We start from the raw sequence: 20,244 nt of genomic DNA, 5'->3' as shown, positions 1-20,244 counted from the left end.
ATTTGTGTCACACTCCCCCCACCCCCTCGACGTCCCCTCCACGTTTTTTAAGACATAAAAACCCCCCCGGTCTTGCGACGGGGGGCGTTTTCACTCAGCCGAGGCTATGAATCAGGCCTTGGCTTTCTTGGCAGCGCGGGTACGCTCGCCTTCGTCGAGGATCTTCTTGCGCAGACGGATCGACTTCGGAGTCACTTCGCACAGCTCGTCGTCCTGGATGAATTCCAGAGCCTGTTCCAGCGTGTGGCGAACCGGCGGAACCAGGGCGATGACTTCGTCCTTGCCCGAAGCACGCATGTTGTCGAGCTTCTTGCCTTTGGTCGGGTTAACGCCCAGGTCGTTGTCACGGCTGTTCAGACCGATGATCTGACCGTTGTAGATGTCCTGGCCGTGCTCGATGAACAGCTTGCCGCGAGCCTGCAGGGTTTCCAGCGAGTAGGTCAGTGCCTTGCCGGTTTCGACCGAAACCAGTACGCCGTTCAGGCGGCCGGACATCTGGCCTGGCTTCATGGTGTCGTAACGATCGAAGATCGAGGTCAGGATGCCTGCACCGTTGGTCAGGGTCAGGAACTGGTTACGGAAACCGATCAGACCACGCGCCGGGACGTTGTATTCCAGACGCACACGGCCTTTACCATCCGGCACCATGTTGGTCAGGTCGCCCTTACGCAGACCCATCTCTTCCATCACCTTGCCCTGGGATTCTTCAGGGATGTCGATGGTGACGTTTTCGAACGGTTCCTGCTTCACGCCGTCGACTTCACGGATGATAACTTCCGGACGGCCTACGGCCATTTCGAAGCCTTCGCGACGCATGGTTTCGATCAGCACCGACAGGTGCAGCTCACCACGGCCGGAAACCTTGAACTTGTCAGCCGAGTCGCCTTCTTCAACGCGCAGGGCAACGTTGTACAGCAGCTCTTTGTCCAGACGCTCTTTGATGTTACGGCTGGTGACGAACTTGCCTTCTTTACCGCAGAACGGCGAGTCGTTGACCTGGAAGGTCATCGAAACGGTTGGCTCGTCAACGGTCAGCGGCTTCATGGCCTCGACGTTGTTCATGTCGCACAGGGTGTCGGAGATGAACAGCTCTTCGAAGCCGCTGATGCAGACGATGTCGCCAGCGGTGGCTTCTTCGACGTCTACACGGTGCAGACCGTGGTGCCCCATCAGCTTGAGGATACGACCGTTACGCTTCTTGCCTTCGGTGTCGATAGCGACAACCGGGGTGTTTGGCTTGACGCGGCCACGGGCGATACGACCCACACCGATGATGCCCAGGAAGCTGTTGTAGTCCAGCGCCGAGATTTGCATCTGGAACGGACCGTCAACGTCAACGCTTGGCGCCGGGACGTGGTCGACGATGGCCTGATACAGCGCGGTCATGTCTTCGCCCATGGCAGTGTGGTCCAGACCGGCGATGCCGTTCAGGGCCGAGGCGTAGACGACCTGGAAGTCCAGCTGGTCTTCGGTGGCGCCCAGGTTGTCGAACAGGTCGAAGATCTGGTCCAGAACCCAGTCAGGACGCGCGCCCGGACGGTCAACCTTGTTGATCACCACGATTGGCTTCAGACCGGCTTCGAATGCCTTCTTGGTCACGAAGCGGGTTTGCGGCATAGGGCCGTCCTGGGCGTCGACCAGCAGCAGTACCGAGTCAACCATCGACATCACGCGCTCTACTTCGCCACCGAAGTCGGCGTGGCCCGGGGTGTCGACGATGTTGATGCGGTAGTCGTTCCAGCGAATGGCGGTGTTCTTCGCCAGGATGGTAATGCCGCGCTCTTTTTCCTGGTCGTTGGAGTCCATCACGCGCTCGTCGTTGAGCTCATTGCGCTCCAGAGTGCCGGACTGACGCAGCAGTTTGTCTACCAGGGTGGTTTTACCGTGGTCAACGTGCGCGATGATGGCGATGTTACGTAGATTTTCGATCACTTGTGTATCTCGATCAGAGGATTCGGTTTGCTGCCACTGGAGCAGCGATTAGCGTTTGAAGCGTTAGACGTCGGCCGAGGCCATAAAGGCGTCGGGGGGCCGGTGACGCAAGCCACAGGCAAACAGCCCCGGGCGTTTAGCTCGGTCGATATACGCGCACATTGGCATGCCCCTCACTGAGCAGGTGATGAGCATGCAGGCGGCTCATGACGCCTTTGTCGCAATACAGCAGGTACTGGCGGGTGTAATCCAGTTCCTTGAAGCGGCTGTTCAATGCATAGAACGGCACGGCTTGTACTTCCACGCCAGGCACTTCCAGCGGCTGGTCTTCCTGGGCATCCGGATGACGGATGTCGATGATGACCTGGCCGGCCAGGGCCTGGCTGACTTCTTCTACCTCGACATCCTGGCCCAGGTCATCGATCACCTGATCGATGGTCACCAGCCGGGCGCGCTCAAGCGCGCGATCGAGGGCTGCCATGTCGAAACGGGTTTCTTCGTGTTCGACGCGATAACGCTTGGCATTGGTTTTCGGGTTGACCGAAATCACCCCGCAATATTCAGGCATGTGCCGGGCGAACTCGGCGGTGCCGATTTTGGTCGCCAGGTTGACGATGTCCTGTTTGTCGGTCGCCACCAGCGGGCGCAACACCAGCTTGTCGGTGGCCGAGTCGATGATCGACAGGTTCGGCAAGGTCTGGCTCGACACCTGGGAAATCGCCTCGCCGGTCACCAGCACGTCGATGTCCAGGCGGTCAGCCATGGCCGATGCTGCGCGTAACATCATACGCTTCAACACTACACCCATATGACCGTCGTCGACTTTCTGCAGGATTTCGCCCAGCACTTCCTCGAACGGTACGCTGATGAACAGCACGCGTTGCGAGCTGCCGAATTTCTTCCAGATGTAGTGCGCAACTTCCATCACGCCCAGTTCGTGGGCACGCCCGCCCAGGTTGAAGAAGCAGAAATGGGTGACCAGGCCGCGGCGCATCATCTGATAGGCGGCCACGGTAGAGTCGAAACCACCGGACATCAACACCAGGGTCTGCTCCAGTGCGCCCAGCGGATAACCGCCAAGGCCCTGGTGCTGGCTGTGGATGACGAACAACCGTTCGTCGCGAATCTCCATGCGCACCAGCAGTTCGGGGTTTTTCAGGTCGATGCCGGCGGCGCCACATTGCTGGCGCAACTGGCTGCCGACATAACGTTCGACGTCCATCGAGCTGAATGCATGCTTGCCGGCGCGCTTGCAACGCACCGCAAAGACCTTGCCCGGCAACAGATCGGCGTAGTGCTCTCTGCACTTGGCGACAATGTCGTCCATATCGCCCAGCGGGTATTCAGCCACCTGCAGGAAATTGGCGATACCTGGCATGCAGCACAGCCGCTCAGTGATGCCCTGAAGGATCTTCGGATCGGTCAGCCGGGTCTCGACCTCAAGGTTGTCCCATACACCACCCACGACGATATTTTCGTCCAGCTCGCGCAGCACGGTACGGATGTTCTTGCCCAGCTGGCGAATGAACTTCTTGCGCACCGGTGGGCTTTTGATGGTGATTTCTGGGAAAACTTTGACGATGAGCTTCATGAAAACGCTACGTAAGGATCCGGCTGAAAAAAGAGGGGCGCGGATTATAGCGGAAATTGCTCAAGGTTTAACCAACTATCGTACACCCGAATGTCGACGCACCAAAAAGGATCACAATCGATCAGTTCGGCAACATAACAGTGCATGAAATGTACAAAAAAACGACATTGACCTCAGCAACATGCGCAGAATCGGGCATCGCGCCCAACTCGGGGCACTGGCATGCAATTTGCTCCCTTGTGAGGCAGGTTGCCTTGGCAGAGTATTCTGCGCCGGCACTACCCAAATTCAGGGGCCAAACAATAGCAACGGTCCCAACCCACCCGGAGGACACCATGTCGAAGTCGGTTCAACTCATCAAAGATCATGACGTTAAATGGATTGATCTGCGCTTCACTGACACCAAAGGCAAGCAGCAACACGTCACCATGCCGGCACGCGACGCGCTGGACGAAGAGTTCTTCGAAGTCGGCAAGATGTTCGACGGTTCCTCCATCGAAGGCTGGAAAGGTATCGAAGCCTCCGACATGATCCTGCTGCCGGACGACGACTCCGCCGTGCTGGACCCGTTCACCGAAGAGCCTACCCTGATCCTGGTCTGCGACATCATCGAGCCGTCGACCATGCAAGGCTACGACCGCGACCCGCGCGCCATCGCGCACCGCGCCGAGGAATACCTGAAGTCCACCGGTATCGGTGACACCGTGTTCGTCGGTCCAGAGCCTGAGTTCTTCATCTTTGACTCGGTCAAATACAAGTCCGACATCTCCGGCTCGATGTTCAAGATCTTCTCCGAGCAAGGCTCGTGGATGACCGACCAGGACGTCGAAGGCGGCAACAAAGGCCACCGTCCAGGCATCAAAGGCGGCTACTTCCCGGTTCCACCGGTCGACCACGACCACGAAATCCGTACTGCCATGTGCAACGCACTGGAAGAAATGGGTCAGGTCGTTGAAGTTCACCACCACGAAGTGGCAACTGCCGGCCAGAACGAAATCGGCGTGAAGTTCAACACCCTGGTCAAGAAGGCTGACGAAGTTCAGACCCTGAAGTACGTTGTGCACAACGTTGCCGACGCCTACGGCCGCACCGCGACCTTCATGCCGAAGCCGCTGTACGGCGACAACGGCTCGGGCATGCACGTCCACATGTCCATCGCCAAAGACGGCAAGAACACCTTCGCCGGCGAAGGCTATGCCGGTCTGTCCGACACCGCTCTGTACTTCATCGGCGGTATCATCAAGCACGGTAAGGCCCTGAACGGCTTCACCAACCCGTCGACCAACTCCTACAAGCGTCTGGTCCCAGGCTTTGAAGCGCCGGTAATGCTGGCCTACTCGGCGCGTAACCGTTCGGCTTCGATCCGTATTCCTTACGTTTCCAGCCCACGCGCACGTCGTATCGAAGCCCGCTTCCCGGATCCGGCTGCCAACCCGTACCTGGCCTTCGCTGCCCTGCTGATGGCCGGTCTGGACGGTATCCAGAACAAGATCCACCCAGGCGATGCAGCCGACAAGAACCTGTACGACCTGCCACCAGAAGAAGCCAAGGAAATCCCGCAAGTGTGCGGCAGCCTGAAAGAGGCCCTGGAAGAACTGGACAAAGGCCGTGCGTTCCTGACCAAAGGCGGCGTGTTCTCCGACGACTTCATTGATGCCTACATCGAGCTGAAATCGGCTGAAGAAGTCAAAGTCCGTACCTTCGTACACCCTCTGGAATACGAGCTGTACTACAGCTGCTGATTCCTTGTACGCCGGCCTCGCCGGCGTATCGAGAGGCCACCTTCGGGTGGCCTTTTTTGTTTATGCAGGCCTCGGCCATGCTTGCAAGACTAATGCTGGCCAGCCACGCACATCGCACGAATCTGCATTATGCTGAGCCCTCATCGCTCCCGTTGCTGTCGAGAATGCCATGCGTCACAGTCTTGTCTGCCTGCTGTTGTTGGTCTGCCTGCCCGCCATGGCACAGATCTACAAGTACACCGACGCCAATGGCAATACGGCCTACAGCAATCAGCCGCCTGACGGTGCACGCGCCGAGCCGGTCGAGCTCAAGCCGCTCAACAGTATCGAGCCGCGCCCCGCTGCTGCGCCAGCCAGCCCTGCGCCAGCCACTCAGTCAGCGCCGGCCCCTGTGGCCTACGAGCAACTGGAACTGACCGACCTGCCCAACGATGCCGCGCTGCGTGCCAATGACGGCACTTTTTCCATCGGCGTGCGAATCAAGCCCAGGCTGCAGCCGGACCATCGCTTGCAACTGCTGGTCGATGGCAAACCGTACGGTCAACCCACCAACGTACCGCGCCTGCAGGTCGTCAATATTGATCGCGGCGAGCACAGCTTCGCCGTGCTGGTGCACGACGCCAGGCGCATCATCCAGCAGAGCCCCACCGTGACCCTGACCGTATTGCGCGCCGCTGCGGGCAGGCCCTGAGATGGGCGCGTTGCGCATCCTGTGGTGCGCTGTTCTGTGCGGGCTGGCAACGCTTGCCCAGGCGCAGATCTATACCTATGTCGATGCCGAAGGCAATCGGGTGTTCACCGATCAGCCGCACAAGAACGCCAAGCGGGTCGATATCACCCCCACCAACAATATGAGCAGCACACCCCGTACCCGCGACGTCAAAGCCAGCCCTGTCCAGCCCAAGCCCAAGGCGATGTTCCGCTACCAGTTGCTGCGCATCCTCGCCCCAGAACCCGACGCAGCGCTGCGCAGCATGGAAGGCAACCTGATCGTTACGGTGACCAACGAGCCGGCGCTGCAAGAGGGGCATCGCTACGTGCTGCTGCTCGACAACCAGCCCGTCGCAGCGCCAGGGCGCAGCCCGGTGTTTGCCTTGAGCAATATCGATCGCGGCACTCATCAGCTGTCCGTGGAAATCTATGACGAATTGGGCCGGCTCGTGGAAAAGACCGCCAACCAGCCTTTTCATGTACAGCGCATTTCGCTGAACCAGAAACGCCTGGCCAAGCCCTGCCAGAGCGCCGATTACGGTGTACGCCCGGAATGCCCCCTCAAAGACAAGCCTCAGCAAAAATCCAGTTGGATTCCTTTCCTTTAAAACCTCCCGTCACGCACTAAACTGGTGCAAGAAAGACTTGCATCAGCACCCAAAAGCCCCGATTCGGGTCAACTTTGCGTCTGACATGTCGCTGCCCGACAACCAAAGCACAATAAATGCCCGGTTTTAAGGGGGCTGACGCTTCTTTTCGGAGCCTTGGTTTGGTTCTTGCAACCTTAGCCGGCATAGCACACGGTCAGCCGTGTCCCATCGTCGGGCACGCACTGGCCAATTATCCCGGCGCCATGGCCCGCGAATGCAAAGTGGCAAAAGAGGTCATCAGGATTCATGACTATCAGCGACGCGCTGCACCGATTGTTACTGGACAATCTGACCACTGCGACCATCCTGCTCAACGCCGAACTGCGCCTTGAGTACATGAACCCCGCCGCAGAAATGCTGTTGGCGATCAGCGGCCAGCGCAACCATGGGCAGTTCATCAGCGAGCTGTTCACCGAATCGGCCGAGGCCCTGAGCTCGCTGCGCCAGGCGGTGGAACAGGCGCACCCGTTCACCAAACGCGAAGCCATGCTCACCGCACTGACCGGCCAGACCCTGACCGTCGACTATGCCGTGACGCCGATCCTCAACAACGGCCAGACCCTGCTGCTGCTGGAGGTTCACCCTCGCGACCGGCTACTGCGCATCACCAAGGAAGAAGCCCAGTTGTCCAAGCAGGAAACCACCAAAATGCTGGTGCGCGGCCTGGCTCACGAGATCAAGAATCCGTTGGGCGGCATCCGCGGTGCGGCGCAGTTGCTGGCCCGCGAACTGCCTGAAGAAAGCCTCAAGGACTACACCAACGTCATCATCGAAGAGGCCGACCGGCTGCGTAATCTGGTCGACCGCATGCTCGGTTCCAACAAGTTGCCGGCGCTGGCCTCGACCAATATCCATGAAGTGCTGGAGCGTGTCTGCAGCCTGGTCGAAGCCGAAAGTCAGGGGCGCATCACTTTGGTGCGTGACTATGACCCGAGCATTCCCGATGTACTGATCGACCGCGAGCAGATGATCCAGGCAGTGCTCAATATCGTGCGTAACGCCATGCAGGCAATTGGCAGCCAAAACGAGCTGCGCCTTGGGCGTATCACCTTGCGCAGCCGGACCATCCGCCAGTTCACCATCGGCCATGTACGTCACCGCCTGGTGAGCAAGGTCGAGATCACCGACAACGGTCCGGGCATTCCGGCCGAACTCCAGGAAACCATTTTCTATCCAATGGTCAGCGGCCGCCCCGACGGTACCGGGCTGGGCCTGGCCATTACCCAGACCATCATTAGCCAGCACCAGGGCCTGATCGAGTGTGAAAGCCATCCCGGCCATACCACCTTCTCGATCTTTCTGCCGCTGGAACAAGGAGCCGCCTCGTGAGCCGTAGCGAAACTGTCTGGATCGTAGATGACGATCGTTCCATCCGCTGGGTACTGGAAAAGGCCCTGCAACAGGAAGGCATGACCACGCAGAGCTTCGACAGCGCCGATGGCGTGATCAGCCGCCTGGCCCGCCAGCAGCCGGATGTGATCATTTCCGATATCCGCATGCCCGGTACCAGTGGCCTGGACCTGTTGGCGCGGATTCGTGAACAGAACCCGCGCCTGCCGGTCATCATCATGACCGCGCATTCGGACCTCGACAGCGCCGTGGCGTCCTATCAGGGCGGCGCGTTCGAATACCTGCCCAAGCCGTTCGATGTCGATGAAGCCGTATCACTGGTCAAGCGTGCCAACCAGCACGCCCAGGAACAGCAAGGCCTGGAAGCTCCGCCGGTCATGGCCCGCACCCCGGAAATCATCGGCGAAGCGCCGGCGATGCAAGAGGTGTTTCGCGCCATCGGTCGTCTGAGCCACTCCAATATCACCGTGTTGATCAACGGTGAGTCCGGTACCGGTAAAGAGCTGGTCGCGCATGCCCTGCATCGTCACAGCCCACGTGCCGTCGCGCCGTTCATTGCGCTGAACATGGCGGCGATCCCCAAGGACTTGATGGAATCGGAGCTGTTCGGCCATGAAAAAGGCGCGTTTACCGGCGCCGCCAACCTGCGCCGCGGACGCTTCGAACAGGCCGACGGCGGCACCCTGTTTCTCGACGAGATCGGTGACATGCCGGCCGACACCCAGACCCGCCTGTTGCGCGTGCTGGCCGACGGCGAGTTCTACCGGGTCGGCGGCCATACGCCGGTCAAGGTCGATGTGCGCATCATCGCCGCGACCCACCAGAACCTTGAAGGCCTGGTGCATGCCGGCAAGTTCCGCGAAGACTTGTTCCACCGCCTGAACGTGATCCGCATTCATATTCCACGCCTGTCGGACCGTCGCGAAGACATCCCGACCCTGGCCCGCCATTTCCTCAGCCGCGCCGCCCAGGAACTGGCCGTCGAGCCCAAGCTGCTCAAGGCCGAGACCGAGGAATACCTCAAGCATCTGCCGTGGCAGGGTAACGTGCGGCAACTGGAGAATACCTGCCGCTGGATCACCGTCATGGCGTCTGGCCGTGAGGTGCACATCAGCGACCTGCCGCCTGAACTGCTTAGCGTGCCGCAGGATGCAGGCCCGATCACCAACTGGGAACAGGCGCTGCGCCAGTGGGCCGATCAGGCGTTGTCACGTGGCCAGTCGAGCCTGCTCGACAGCGCGGTGCCATCCTTTGAACGGATCATGATCGAAACCGCCCTCAAGCACACCGCCGGTCGTCGTCGTGATGCCGCCGTGCTGCTCGGTTGGGGTCGCAATACCCTGACGCGCAAGATCAAGGAACTGGGCATGAAGGTTGATGGCGGCGACGAAGACGAGGCCGAAGACAACTGACGAAAGGGCAGGCCCGCCCGCCAAGGGCTGCACGGCCTGCTGTCATTTCTATCAGTTTACGACCCTGCCGTTCGCTGATTAGCTCCGGAAAACGGCCTTGCATGGCAAGGCCAGAAGGAGCTTATCGCGATGGACCCACGCCCTCTTACTGGCAACCGCCCGCCGCTGTGCGGCCTGCCGTCACGGTCATCCATTGGCTGCCCTAACCGCATCGTCGACTATCAGCTCGCTGAAATGGCGGTGCTGCTGCGCAGCGGCGAACTGACTGCCGAACAGTTGACCATTGCCAGCCTGGCACGCCTTTACCGGTTCGAAGAATCGCTCAAAGGCTATGGCGACAACAGCCTTTCGGTGCATATCGATGCGCAGCAGGCGCTGACCCGCGCGCGCCTGGCCGATCAATGGCTGAGCAACGCCGATGACCCTCGCGGCCCTGCGCCGCTGCTGTGCGGCATCGTGCTGGGCATCAGCGAGTCACTGGTGGCCGTGGCGCGTAATGGCCGGCCCTGGAAACTTGAAGACTCGCCGCTGGTTGCCCGGCTGTATGACCAGGGCGCGATTTTACTCGGCCCGCTGCGCGGCTCGATATGCCCCGGTGGCACGCAGAGCGGGTTGAGCGCCATCGCCCCGGTCGCCAGGCTGTGCGCTGCGGCGCTGGCGCAAACCGCCGATGACGCCTTCATGATGCCCAGTGCCGCTCATGCGGCCAGCGGCATCAAACCGTCGCTGGGCCTGGCCATGGGCTGGGACGTGCCCGGCACTGTCGCACGCAGCGTGCGCGATGCAGCGCTGGTGCTGGCAGCGCTCAGTGAAGCCGGTGCAGCGCAAACCGCGCCCGTGCGATGGCCGGTGACAGCCCGGTCAGGCTACAGACCGCTGCTCAGTACCCGCATTGGCGTAACGCCGCCGAGGGCAGCGGACGCGCCGCAAAGCTGGCAGGTCCTGGAGCGGTTTCGCGAGCAACTGGCGCGCCTGGGAGCGCGATTGATCGAACTTCCCGATGCACCGCCATGCCCGCCGCGAGGCTGGGAAAGCAACCTGCGCGATCAACGCCTGGACTTCATGCTGGTGATGTCCTCAGCATCGTCCGGGCCTGACAGGCTACCCCATGTGCCGGGCTGGCCGATGGTCACTTTCCCCATCGGCCAGAGCAGCAGCGGTGCCAGCATCAATGCAGCGTTCTGCGGCCCGCACCTGTCGGACGCCAGGCTTATCCAGGCGGCCCTGGACTTTCAGGCGTGCTATCCGCACTACCATGACAGCGCCCCGCCGCTGCGGATCGGCTCACTGAGGCTCGCCAACGTTACTGCGCCAAAGAAGGCCTGGCCCACAAATTGATACCGCCCTCCACGGCAAAGCGATCAATCTCGGCCAGCTCCTCGGCACTGAACGCCAGGTTGTTCAAGGCGGCAACGTTTTCGACGATCTGCTCGGGTCGGCTGGCGCCGATCAACGCCGAGGTTACCCGTGGGTCACGCAGGGTCCAGGCCAGCGCCATCTGTGCCAGGCTCTGGCCACGCTGCCGGGCGATCGCGTTGAGTTTGCGTACATGCTCAAGGTTCTGCTCCGACAGATGCTCAGCCTTCAATGAACCACCGCCGGGACGATTGACCCGGGCATCTTGCGGCACGCCATTGAGGTACTTGTCCGACAGCAGGCCCTGGGCCAGCGCAGTAAAGACAATCACGCCCGCGCCCAGCTCATCGGTGGCATCAAGCAGGTCTTTCTCCACCCAGCGATTGAGCAGGTTATAAGCCGGCTGATGAATCAGCAGCGGCACATTCCACTGTTTGAGCAGCGCGGCGATTTCCCGGGTTTTACTGCCCGAGTAAGACGAGATGCCGATGTACAGCGCCTTGCCTTGCTGCACGGCGGTGGCCAGTGCGCCAGCGGTTTCTTCCAGCGGCGTGTCGGGGTCGAAGCGGTGCGAATAGAAGATGTCGACATAATCGACACCCAGCCGTTGCAGGCTTTGATCGAGGCTGGCCAGCACGTACTTGCGCGACCCGCCGCCCTGACCATAAGGACCTGGCCACATGTCCCAACCGGCCTTGGTGGAGATGATCAGCTCGTCGCGATAAGCCTTGAAGTCTTCACGCAGCAAACGGCCGAAATTGACCTCGGCGCTGCCATAGGGCGGGCCGTAATTATTGGCCAGGTCGAAGTGGGTAATGCCCAGGTCGAAGGCAGTGCGTAGCATGGCGCGCTGGGTATCGATCGGCGTGGCGTCACCGAAGTTGTGCCACAGCCCCAGCGACAGCGCCGGCAGCAACAAGCCACTGCGCCCGGTGCGACGATAGAGCATGTCGTTGTAGCGGTTTTCGGCAGCGATATAGGTCATGCGGATTTCCTTGAATAATTCGGTGTTTTCGTCGCCGTAAGCCCGGCCGGGCGGTGGCCCGCTTTAGCCGGGAAGCCTTCGCTGCTAAAGCAGCTCCTACGGGATCAATGGCTGTGCCAGACCGCCTTGCTGACATCGATTTTCCTGGGCAGCAGACGGTTATCGTAGAACAGGTCCGCAGTCACCTGCTGCGCCTTGATGATCTCAGGGGTAATCGGCAGGCTCGGCGAGACCGGACGGTGGTCGATGTACAGAGCGATCACCTCGGCCGGCAGGCCCATGCTGCGGGTCAGGATCTCGATGCTCTGCTCGCGCTGGCTGCGGGTCAGGTCATCGGCAGCCGTCAGCTCATCCAGCACCTGCTGGACAAACGCCGGATGTTCCTGAGCAAACCCACGTCGGGCAGTGTAGACCGGACCGGACAAGCCCAGCCCCGTACCATCGGCCAATAGCCGGCTATGCCCTTCAACCAGCGCGATGGAATAGTACGGGTCCCAGATCGCCCAGGCATCGACGCTGCCATTTTCAAAGGCCGCCCGGGCATCAGCCGGGCTCAGATAGATCGGCTGGATATCCTTGAACGTCAACCCGACCTTGAGCAAGGCGCGCAGCACCAGATTGTTGGCGCTGGAGCCTTTCTGCAAGGCGACCTTGCGGCCCTTGAGGTCCTCGATCTTCTGCAAGGGGCTGTCCTTGCGAACCAGAATCACCTCGGCTTGGGGCTTGGCCGGCTCGGCGCCGACATACACCAGATCAGCCCCGGCAACCTGGGCGAAGATCGGCGGAATATCACCCGTGGAGGCGATGTCCAGACTGCCGACGTTCAACGCTTCAAGCATCTGCGGCCCGGCCGGAAACTCGACCCACTTGACCTGCGTCTTGGCAAAGCGCTTCTCCAGCAGTTGATGCTCTTTGGCCAGGACCAGCGGAATCGAGCCTTTCTGAAAGCCGATCCGCAACGTCTCCGGGTCAGCGGCAACGGCCATATTGATCAAGCCGCAAAAGGCCAGAGCGGCGCTGAGCAATGCCAGTGGTTTCATCGGTAATAGACCTCATTCAAATCGGTTGGCGGGCCGTTGCAGCCCCAGATTTTCGCGCAGGGTGGTGCCTTCATATTCGATGCGGAACAGGCCACGGCGTTGCAGCTCCGGCACCAGCAGCCGGGCAACATCTTCCAGCCCGCCGGGCAGATGCGGCACCAGCACGTTGAAGCCATCGGCCGCACCGTTTTCAAACCAGTTCTGCAGCTCATCGGCAATCTGTTCAGGTGTGCCGATCAGGCTGTAATGCCCACGACCACCGGCAATCCGTCGCCCCAGTTGCGCCAGGTTCAGGTTTTCCCGGGCAGCCAGCTCAGTCAGCAATTGCTGGCGGCTGCGCTGACCGCTGTCGGTCAGCGGCAGTTCCGGCAGTGGCCCGTCCAGTGGATAACCGGACAGATCGAAATTACCCAGCATGCGGCCCAATAACGCCACGCCCACCTGCGGCTCGACCAGTTCCTGAAACGACTCGAACTTTGCCTTGGCGGCTTGCTCAGTCTCGGCCACTACAATCAGCACACCGGGCATGATCTTCAGCGAATCCTGACTGCGCCCATACGCTGCCAGCCGCCCCTTGAGGTCGGCATAGAAGGCTTGAGCACTGGCCAGCGAAGTTTGCGCGGTGAACACCACTTCAGCGGTGCGCGCCGCCAGGTCACGGCCCACTTCCGAAGAGCCGGCCTGTACCACCACCGGCTGGCCCTGTGGTGAACGCGCCACGTTCAGCGGCCCCTTGACCCGAAAGTGCTCGCCCTGGTGATTCAGCACATGCAGCCTGGCCGGGTCGTAATACTCGCCGCTGGCCTTGTCACGAGTAAAAGCATCATCGCCCCAACTGTCCCACAAGCCGGTCACCACCTGGTGAAACTCCTGTGCCCGGCTGTAGCGGTCGGCGTGACCGACATGCTCATCCAGACCGAAGTTCTGCGCTTCGGCCGCCGCGTCGGAGGTCACCAGATTCCAGCCGGCACGCCCGCCGGACAGGTGATCGAGCGAGGCAAACTTGCGCGCCACGTGGTACGGCTCGTTATAGGTGGTGGTCGCCGTGGCGATCAGGCCGATATGCTCGGTCACCGCGCTGAGCGCCGACAACAGGGTCAGCGGCTCGAAGTGATCCGAGCGTGCCATGCGGCTGGCGATATCGCCGGTCGCTGCTGCCACGCTGTCGGCCACGAACAGCGCATCGAAACGCGCCGCCTCGGCCACCTGGGCCAGATGCCGGTAGTGCTTGAAGTCCAGCCCCGCGTTGGCGGGGACATCCGGGTGACGCCAGGCCGCGACGTGGTGCCCGGTAGCCATCAGGAATGCGCCCAGTTTCAGTTGGCGGGCAGGCTTGTTCATCTATACGACTCCTTGGTGTTGAGGGTTGTCGCACGCAGTAGGGTTGTAGAGGTAAACACAGGCTGCGAACACAAGGCCCGTAGGAGCGGCTTCAGCCGCGAAGCTTTAGCCTCGAGTCTTCACCGCTAAAGCGGCTCCTACAGAAAACCGTGCAGCACTGTCAGAAGTCTTTACGCAGTTGCACGCCAAAGTAGCGCTCATCGTCACGCGGAACGGCGCGGTAGATGTAGTTGCCGCCGGTGGCCAGCATCGGCGAATACGACTTGTCGGCCAGGTTTTTGCCCAGCAGCGCTACGCGCCAGCCAGCGTTGTAGTCGGCCAGGGCCACGCTGGCGTTCCAGATGCCGTAGGCGCCCTGCTTGGTGTCGATGTTCTGGCTGATGTCGTACTGCACTTCGCTCTGCCAGGCGTAATCGGTGCTCAGCTCGATATCCAGGCCGTTGTCCAGCGGGATGCTGTAGTCGGCACGGACATAGCTTTTCCAGTCCGGGCTGTACGGCAGGGTCTTGCCATCGACATTGCACGAGGCGGCGGCGCCGGCCGGGCAGGCAAAGGTGTCGATGCGCGCCTTGGTGTAGGCCAGGGCACCGGAGAGTTTGAACTGCGAGGTCACCTGCAGCGCATAGTCGAGTTCGACGCCCTCAGTCTTCACGCTACCGGCGTTGATCAGCCGGGTCACCACCTGGCCGGCGACGCTGTCGAAGAAGTTCGCCTGATAGTTGTCGTAGTCGCTGTGGAACACCGCCAGGTTGGTGGTCAGGCGGTTATTCCAGGCGCTGGCCTTGATGCCCACTTCCCAAGTGTTGGAGGTCTCCGGCTTGAGCGCGTCAGTGTCACGTGGCTGCATGTTGAAGAACACGTTGTACGCCGGGCCTTTGTAGCCACGCGAGTAGGTCACGTAGCTGGTCACCGTATCGCTCAGGTCGTACTGCAGGCCCAGGCGGCCAGATTTGCCGTCTTCGTCCACGCTACCCGAACTGCTGGTGGCCGGCTGGATACCGCTGACCGTGACCGCCGAGGTCGAAACCCGCCGGTGATCGTATTCGAGCTTGTCGTGGGTCCAGCGCAGACCGGCAATGGCGCGCAGATCCGGGGTCAGATTGAAGGTGCTTTCACCGAACACCGAATAACTCTGGTTGGTAGTGCTGTAGTCGGCGATACCACGGTCGCGGCTGTTCGGGGTGATCAGTGTGCGCTGGTAGGTTTCGTCACTCTTGCCGTACATGTAGAACAGACCGCCGACGTATTCGACGAACTCGCCTTTGGGCGAAGCAAGACGCAGCTCCTGAGAGTACTGGTTGTAGTCGAGCTGACCTTTGTCTTCAGTGCCGGCAAAGGCGCTGGTGATCGCCCCGAGGCGGTCGCCGTCCTGGTACTGGGTGTTATCCCAGCCGCGCCAGGCGGTGATCGATGTCAGGGTGAAGTCGCCCAGTTGCCAGTCCAGCTGGCCAGACAAACCCTTGTTCACATCATCGACATGGCTGCGGTAATCGCTGAGCACATCACGGTTGTCGCTGTCGGCACGTACCGGCGCCAGCGCCGCGCCAAACGCCGGGGTCAGCGCTTTGCTGACCACCCCGTTGGGCGCGTCGTCATGGGCCTGCTGGTAATCACCGATCAGGGTGAACGTGATGTCGTCGTTAGGGGTGAACTCCAGCTTGCCGCGAATGCCTTTACGGTTGTAGCCGTTGACTTCCTGGCCGTTGAGTTTGTTATCCACATTGCCGTCATAGCTGCCGAACAGGGTGGTCAGCGAGCCTTTGAGGGTGTCGGGAATCAGGCTGCCGCCAATCCCGAAGCGGGTCCGGCTTTCATTGCCGGTGTACCACGACTGGTCGATGTAGCCATGGGTCTCGGCGCTCGGCGCCTTGCTCACCACGTTCAGTACACCGGCCGAAGCGTTCTTGCCAAACAGCGTACCCTGCGGGCCGCGCAGCACTTCGATGCGCTCCAGGTCGAGCAGGTCCAGGGTCGCCTGACCCGGACGGCCAAGCACCACACCGTCGATCACGGTGGCCACGGTCGGCTCGACACCCGGCGAGGTGGAGATGGTGCCCACGCCACGAATGAACAACGAGGTGTCCTTGTTCGAAGCACCGGTCCGGAAATTCAGGGTCGGCACCTGTTGCACCAGGCTGGCCACACCATTGCGGTTATCGCGCTCCAGTTGCTCGCCCTCGACCACCGAGACCGCCACCGGGACTTTCTGCAGCGACTCTTCACGGCGCGTGGCGGTGACCGTCACGGCGTTGAGCACCGGTGCATCGCTGGCATTCTGGCCAGTCTCGGCCAGGGCCGCACCGGGCGCCAGTGGCAGGCTCGCCAGGCCCAGCAGCAACCAGGCGCAACGGCCTGCACGTCGGCTATTCGGCTGAGCGCCAGCATGATGAATGGCCTGCGCCAGAAGAGTGTGTTGCGTACCGCCCCCAAGTGTTGTCTGCATCTGTGTGCCTGCTTTAAATGTGCCGAACCTCGCCAATGCCCCACGCATCGACCGCTGATTGTCTGCTAACTTGATTCGGCATTCGCGGCAGCGAGTAGCAGACAAACCATGACGTTAGCGCTAACATCGCAAGTATCAGAAATTGGCACATAGAGCGTCCAATACTGAAAAATTACTTTTATATATCGTTAAGTTTTATAAGCCTTCGAGCATGACGGAAAAATCCAGCGCAACACGCAAGCGCCGTAACGCCGGTCGGGTGACCCTGAGTACGGTGGCCAAACAGGTCGGGGTTTCAGCGATTACCATCTCGCGCTACTTCAACCAGCCCGAGCAAGTCTCGCCAGACCTGCGCGAGCGCATCGCCGCCGTGGTCAACGAGCTGGGCTATGTACCCAATCTGGTCGCCGGCGGCCTGGCCTCGGCGCGCAGTAAAGTGGTCGCGATGGTTATCCCCAATATCTCCGGGCCGATCTTTGCCAATACCATTCAGGGTTTCAGCGACACCCTGAGCCAGCACGGTTTTCAACTGCTGTTGGCGTCCAGTTACTTCTCTGCCGAGCAGGAAGAAAGCGCCGTGCGCGCGTTTCTCGGCTGGTCACCGGCAGCATTGGTATTGACCAGTCATTTCCATACCCCGGCCACCGAGAAGATGATCGAGCAGGCCGACATGCCGGTGATCGAGACCTGGGACTACCGCCCGGAGCGCGGCCCGATGCAGATCGGATTTTCCCATTACCAAGTGGGCGTCAGCGCTACCCGCCATCTGCACGCCAAGGGCTACCGGCGCATCGCCTTCGTGCTCAACAGCATGGCCGGCGACTTCAGCGCACTGGAGCGCCGCGACGGTTACGCCGCAACGTTACAGGCCCTGGGCCTGGAGCCCTGGGTGTTCACCCCGCAAGCGGGGCTGACCCCGTTCGAAGCCGGCAAACAGGCCATGCACGCTCTGATGAACAGCCCCACCCGCCCTGATGCGATCGTGTTTGCCAACGACAACCTGGCCGCCGGCGGGCTGCTGGCCGGGCAACGGGCCGGCCTGAGAATTCCACAAGACTGCGCGGTGATGGGCTTTGGCGACTATGCGTTCGCCGAGATGCTGCTGCCCAGCCTGAGCACCATCAAGCCCCCGGCGCTGGAGATCGGCGTACTGGCCGCGCAACGGGTTTTACAAAGCCTGGGGGTGTTGCCGGTGAGCGGGGATATCCAGCGGTTGAACCTGCTCGATTGCCAACTGATAGAACGAGAGAGCACTTAAACCGCCTAAGATGGGTTGATGTTTCTTAGTTTGCCAAAGGAGACCTGCCCCATGACCCGCTCTCGAAAAGTCGCGATCATCACCGGTGCATCACGCGGCATCGGCGCCGAAATTGCCCGGCGCCTGGCGGCCGATGGCTTTGCCGTGGTGATCAACTACGCCAGCAGCGCCGATGAAGCCGATACCCTGGTGGAACAACTGATCGGCGAAGGCCGTGACGCCATCGCGATCAAGGCCGATGTGTCCAGCGTCAGCGATGTGCGGCGGTTGTTCGACGCCACTGAACACCATTTGGGCAAGGTCGATGTGCTGATCAACAATGCCGGTATCCTCAAGACGATGGCGCTGGCCGAAACCAGTGACGAACTGTTTGAACAGACCTTCGCCATCAATACCCGTGGCGTGTTCAACACCCTGCGTGAAGCCAGCAAGCGCCTGAACGACGGTGGACGGATCATCAATTTTTCGACCACCGCCCTGGCCCTGAACCTGCCGGGTTACGCCATCTACAACGCCAGCAAGGCTGCCGTGGAAGCCATGACGCCAGTGTTTGCCAAGGAGCTGCGCGGACGCAACATTACGGTCAACAGCGTCGCTCCCGGCCCGGTGGCTACCGAGCTGTTTCTGGCCGGCAAGACAGAGGAACAGATTCAGCATTTCGCCAGCCTGCCGCCGCTGCAACGGCTCGGCCAGCCAGAGGATATCGCCAGTGTGGTGGCCTTTCTGGCCGGGCCGGACTCGGGATGGGTCAATGGGCAGGTATTGCGCGCCAATGGTGGCTTGGCCTGAGTTGTGCTGCCGGGTGGGAGGGGGCTAGCCGGGATGCCAGACCACCCCGAAAGGGCCAGTAAAACCGGCACATCTGCTGTGAATGTACCGCAGCATTCGTCGGCTGCCCGGAGCGCCGACCGGCCACTCCCACCAGACCGCGTTGCCCTTAACTGATCGGCATTACCCCGTAGGAGCGGCTTTAGCCGCGAAGAGCATCGCGGCTTTCGCGGCTGAAGCCGCTCCTACGTCGGCCTGCGCGCAAGGCGCAATCAGTATTCGATGCGCACGTCGGTTTTCGGAATGCTGCAGCACGACAGGATGTAACCTTCGGCCTCGTCGTCTTCGGTGATGCCGCCGTTGTGCTCCATCTCCACTTCGCCGCTCAGCTTCATGACCTTGCAGGTTCCGCAGATGCCCATACCGCAGGCTTTGGGGATCATCAGACCCAGCTTGGAAGCCGCCGCGTGTACGGTTTCGCCCGGGGCAATGCGGATGCTCTTGCCGGTGTCGGTGAACTCCACCTGATGCAGGTCAGCGGTGTCCACATCAGCCGCTTCAGCCGCATGCTCGGCGTTTTCGACCGCGTCAGCCTTGGCTTCGGGCGGCGTCGCACCAAACGACTCTTCATGGTACTGGGCCATGTTGAAGCCATTGTCCTGCAGCATGCGCTTGACCGCACTCATGTAAGGCGTCGGGCCGCAGCAGAACACCTCGCGGTCGCGGAAGTCCGGCGCCATCATTTCCAGCATTTTGATGTTCAGGTAGCCGCGATAGCCGGCCCATGGCTCGCCCAGGCCATATTTTTCACAGATCAGGTGCAGGTCGAAGTTCTCGATCCGCGCCGCCATGTGTTCCAGCTCACGATGATAGATAATGTCTTTCGGCGAGCGGGCGCTGTGCACGAACACCATGTCGACGTTGGCGTTGGTGTCGTAGTACCAGCGCGCCATGGACATGACCGGGGTGATCCCTACACCGCCGCTGAGGTAGAGAATCTTGGGGTTAGGGAAATCGATGGCGTTGAACAGCCCGACCGGGCCATGCACCGCCAGTTCCTGACCTTCGTGCAGTGTGTCATGCAGAAAGTTGGAGACCTTGCCGCCAGGCACCCGCTTGACGGTAATCGAAAAGCTGTAAGGCACTGAGGGGGCACTGGAGATGGTGTACGAGCGCATCACCGGCTGGCCTTCGATCTCCAGCTCAAGCGTGACGAACTGTCCCGGCTTGAAAAAGAACATGATCGGCTGGTCGGCCATGAAGCAGAACGTACGGACATCCCAGGTTTCCTGAATGACCTTGACGACGCGCACAAGGTGACGACCGTTGGCCCATGTCTGGGTGTTGACCGGGTTAAGGAAGTTTTGGGACATGCTCGATCTCCACGGCCGACTGTCGGCCTTCTTATGGAACGGATTCTGCGCAAGCCCCCGTCCGGCCATTTACCTATCAGCGACATTGACGTACTTACCGCGACCAGCCCCATAGGGCATGGGGTTGCCAGTCGGGAACGGATTCGGCCATGTCGTGCATGGATAAGGATCAAGCCTCGTGTATCTCCACACTCGCCGCTAAATCGTTACGCGATGCTCGTAAGCCAAAACGAACCAAAACGGGCGCCTGAAAAACCCGCCCTGCGTGCCAACAAGAACCGTATTAGCCACA

At 60.8% G+C, this 20,244-nt stretch carries 15 protein-coding genes; 8 read left to right on the top strand and 7 right to left on the bottom strand.

Features of this window, described 5'->3' with window-relative positions; translation table 11 throughout:
- Positions 1-111: 111 nt before the first annotated feature.
- On the bottom strand, positions 112-1,932 hold the full coding sequence (typA, locus tag NRB16_RS12770; RefSeq protein ID WP_257106268.1) for a translational GTPase TypA: 1,821 nt from the start codon (positions 1,930-1,932) through the stop codon (positions 112-114).
- A 136-nt stretch (positions 1,933-2,068) separates the two neighbouring features.
- Positions 2,069-3,523: a tRNA uracil 4-sulfurtransferase ThiI gene (gene thiI / locus NRB16_RS12765; RefSeq protein ID WP_045486328.1), complete on the bottom strand. Its 1,455-nt coding sequence runs from the start codon at positions 3,521-3,523 to the stop codon at positions 2,069-2,071.
- A gap of 335 nt (positions 3,524-3,858) precedes the next feature.
- Between thiI and glnA the strand changes: the two genes are divergently transcribed.
- From glnA to NRB16_RS12735, 6 genes are all read left to right on the top strand, one after another.
- Positions 3,859-5,265 (top strand): glutamate--ammonia ligase, encoded by a 1,407-nt coding sequence (gene glnA, locus NRB16_RS12760; protein WP_257106267.1) that lies wholly within the window; start codon positions 3,859-3,861, stop codon positions 5,263-5,265.
- A 169-nt stretch (positions 5,266-5,434) separates the two neighbouring features.
- Entirely contained in the window at positions 5,435-5,956 is a 522-nt protein-coding gene (locus tag NRB16_RS12755; RefSeq protein ID WP_257106266.1) for a DUF4124 domain-containing protein, read from the top strand.
- 1 nt (position 5,957) lies between these two features.
- Positions 5,958-6,584, top strand: a complete 627-nt coding sequence (locus NRB16_RS12750) for a DUF4124 domain-containing protein (protein WP_045486319.1) — start codon at positions 5,958-5,960, stop codon at positions 6,582-6,584.
- Positions 6,585-6,872: 288 nt separating this feature from the next.
- A complete protein-coding gene (gene glnL, locus NRB16_RS12745; protein WP_045486316.1) occupies positions 6,873-7,955 on the top strand; it encodes a nitrogen regulation protein NR(II) in 1,083 nt (360 codons plus the stop codon).
- Positions 7,952-9,388 carry a nitrogen regulation protein NR(I) gene (ntrC, locus tag NRB16_RS12740; RefSeq protein WP_045486313.1) on the top strand — a complete coding sequence of 479 codons (1,437 nt, stop codon included), beginning with the start codon at positions 7,952-7,954 and terminating at the stop codon, positions 9,386-9,388. Before glnL ends, ntrC begins: the two co-directional genes overlap by 4 nt.
- A gap of 129 nt (positions 9,389-9,517) precedes the next feature.
- The gene (locus NRB16_RS12735; RefSeq protein ID WP_253140247.1) at positions 9,518-10,726 is read left to right on the top strand and encodes a hypothetical protein; all 1,209 of its coding nucleotides are present in this window, start codon (positions 9,518-9,520) and stop codon (positions 10,724-10,726) included.
- On the opposite strand, the gene mgrA is transcribed toward NRB16_RS12735, so the two are convergent.
- The 4 genes from mgrA to NRB16_RS12715 all read right to left on the bottom strand — a co-directional run bounded on the left by mgrA (position 10,692) and on the right by NRB16_RS12715 (position 16,601).
- Positions 10,692-11,729, bottom strand: coding sequence for an L-glyceraldehyde 3-phosphate reductase (mgrA, locus tag NRB16_RS12730; RefSeq protein WP_045486311.1), 1,038 nt, complete (start codon positions 11,727-11,729; stop codon positions 10,692-10,694). The two genes, NRB16_RS12735 and mgrA, sit on opposite strands and share 35 nt — an antisense overlap.
- A gap of 104 nt (positions 11,730-11,833) precedes the next feature.
- The gene (locus tag NRB16_RS12725; protein WP_257106265.1) at positions 11,834-12,769 is read right to left on the bottom strand and encodes a sulfonate ABC transporter substrate-binding protein; all 936 of its coding nucleotides are present in this window, start codon (positions 12,767-12,769) and stop codon (positions 11,834-11,836) included.
- A 12-nt stretch (positions 12,770-12,781) separates the two neighbouring features.
- Positions 12,782-14,110: an LLM class flavin-dependent oxidoreductase gene (locus NRB16_RS12720; RefSeq protein ID WP_257106264.1), complete on the bottom strand. Its 1,329-nt coding sequence runs from the start codon at positions 14,108-14,110 to the stop codon at positions 12,782-12,784.
- A 160-nt stretch (positions 14,111-14,270) separates the two neighbouring features.
- Positions 14,271-16,601 carry a TonB-dependent receptor gene (locus tag NRB16_RS12715; RefSeq protein WP_257106263.1) on the bottom strand — a complete coding sequence of 777 codons (2,331 nt, stop codon included), beginning with the start codon at positions 16,599-16,601 and terminating at the stop codon, positions 14,271-14,273.
- A 163-nt stretch (positions 16,602-16,764) separates the two neighbouring features.
- Here NRB16_RS12715 and NRB16_RS12710 point away from each other — a divergent pair, with 163 nt between their 5' ends.
- Complete coding sequence (locus tag NRB16_RS12710) at positions 16,765-17,811, top strand: LacI family DNA-binding transcriptional regulator (RefSeq protein ID WP_045486300.1); 1,047 nt, start codon at positions 16,765-16,767, stop codon at positions 17,809-17,811.
- Positions 17,812-17,862: 51 nt separating this feature from the next.
- Positions 17,863-18,600, top strand: a complete 738-nt coding sequence (locus tag NRB16_RS12705; protein WP_253112123.1) for an SDR family oxidoreductase — start codon at positions 17,863-17,865, stop codon at positions 18,598-18,600.
- 251 nt (positions 18,601-18,851) lie between these two features.
- Here the strand turns inward: NRB16_RS12705 and gbcB are convergent, their stop codons facing one another.
- Positions 18,852-19,952 carry a glycine-betaine demethylase subunit GbcB gene (gbcB, locus tag NRB16_RS12700; protein ID WP_045486294.1) on the bottom strand — a complete coding sequence of 367 codons (1,101 nt, stop codon included), beginning with the start codon at positions 19,950-19,952 and terminating at the stop codon, positions 18,852-18,854.
- Positions 19,953-20,244: the final 292 nt, after the last annotated feature.

The organism is Pseudomonas sp. LJDD11 (genome assembly GCF_024584215.1).
GTDB lineage: Bacteria > Pseudomonadota > Gammaproteobacteria > Pseudomonadales > Pseudomonadaceae > Aquipseudomonas.
The sequence above is the reverse complement of the archived record's forward strand: the minus strand, read 5'-3'. Positions and strand labels throughout refer to the sequence as shown.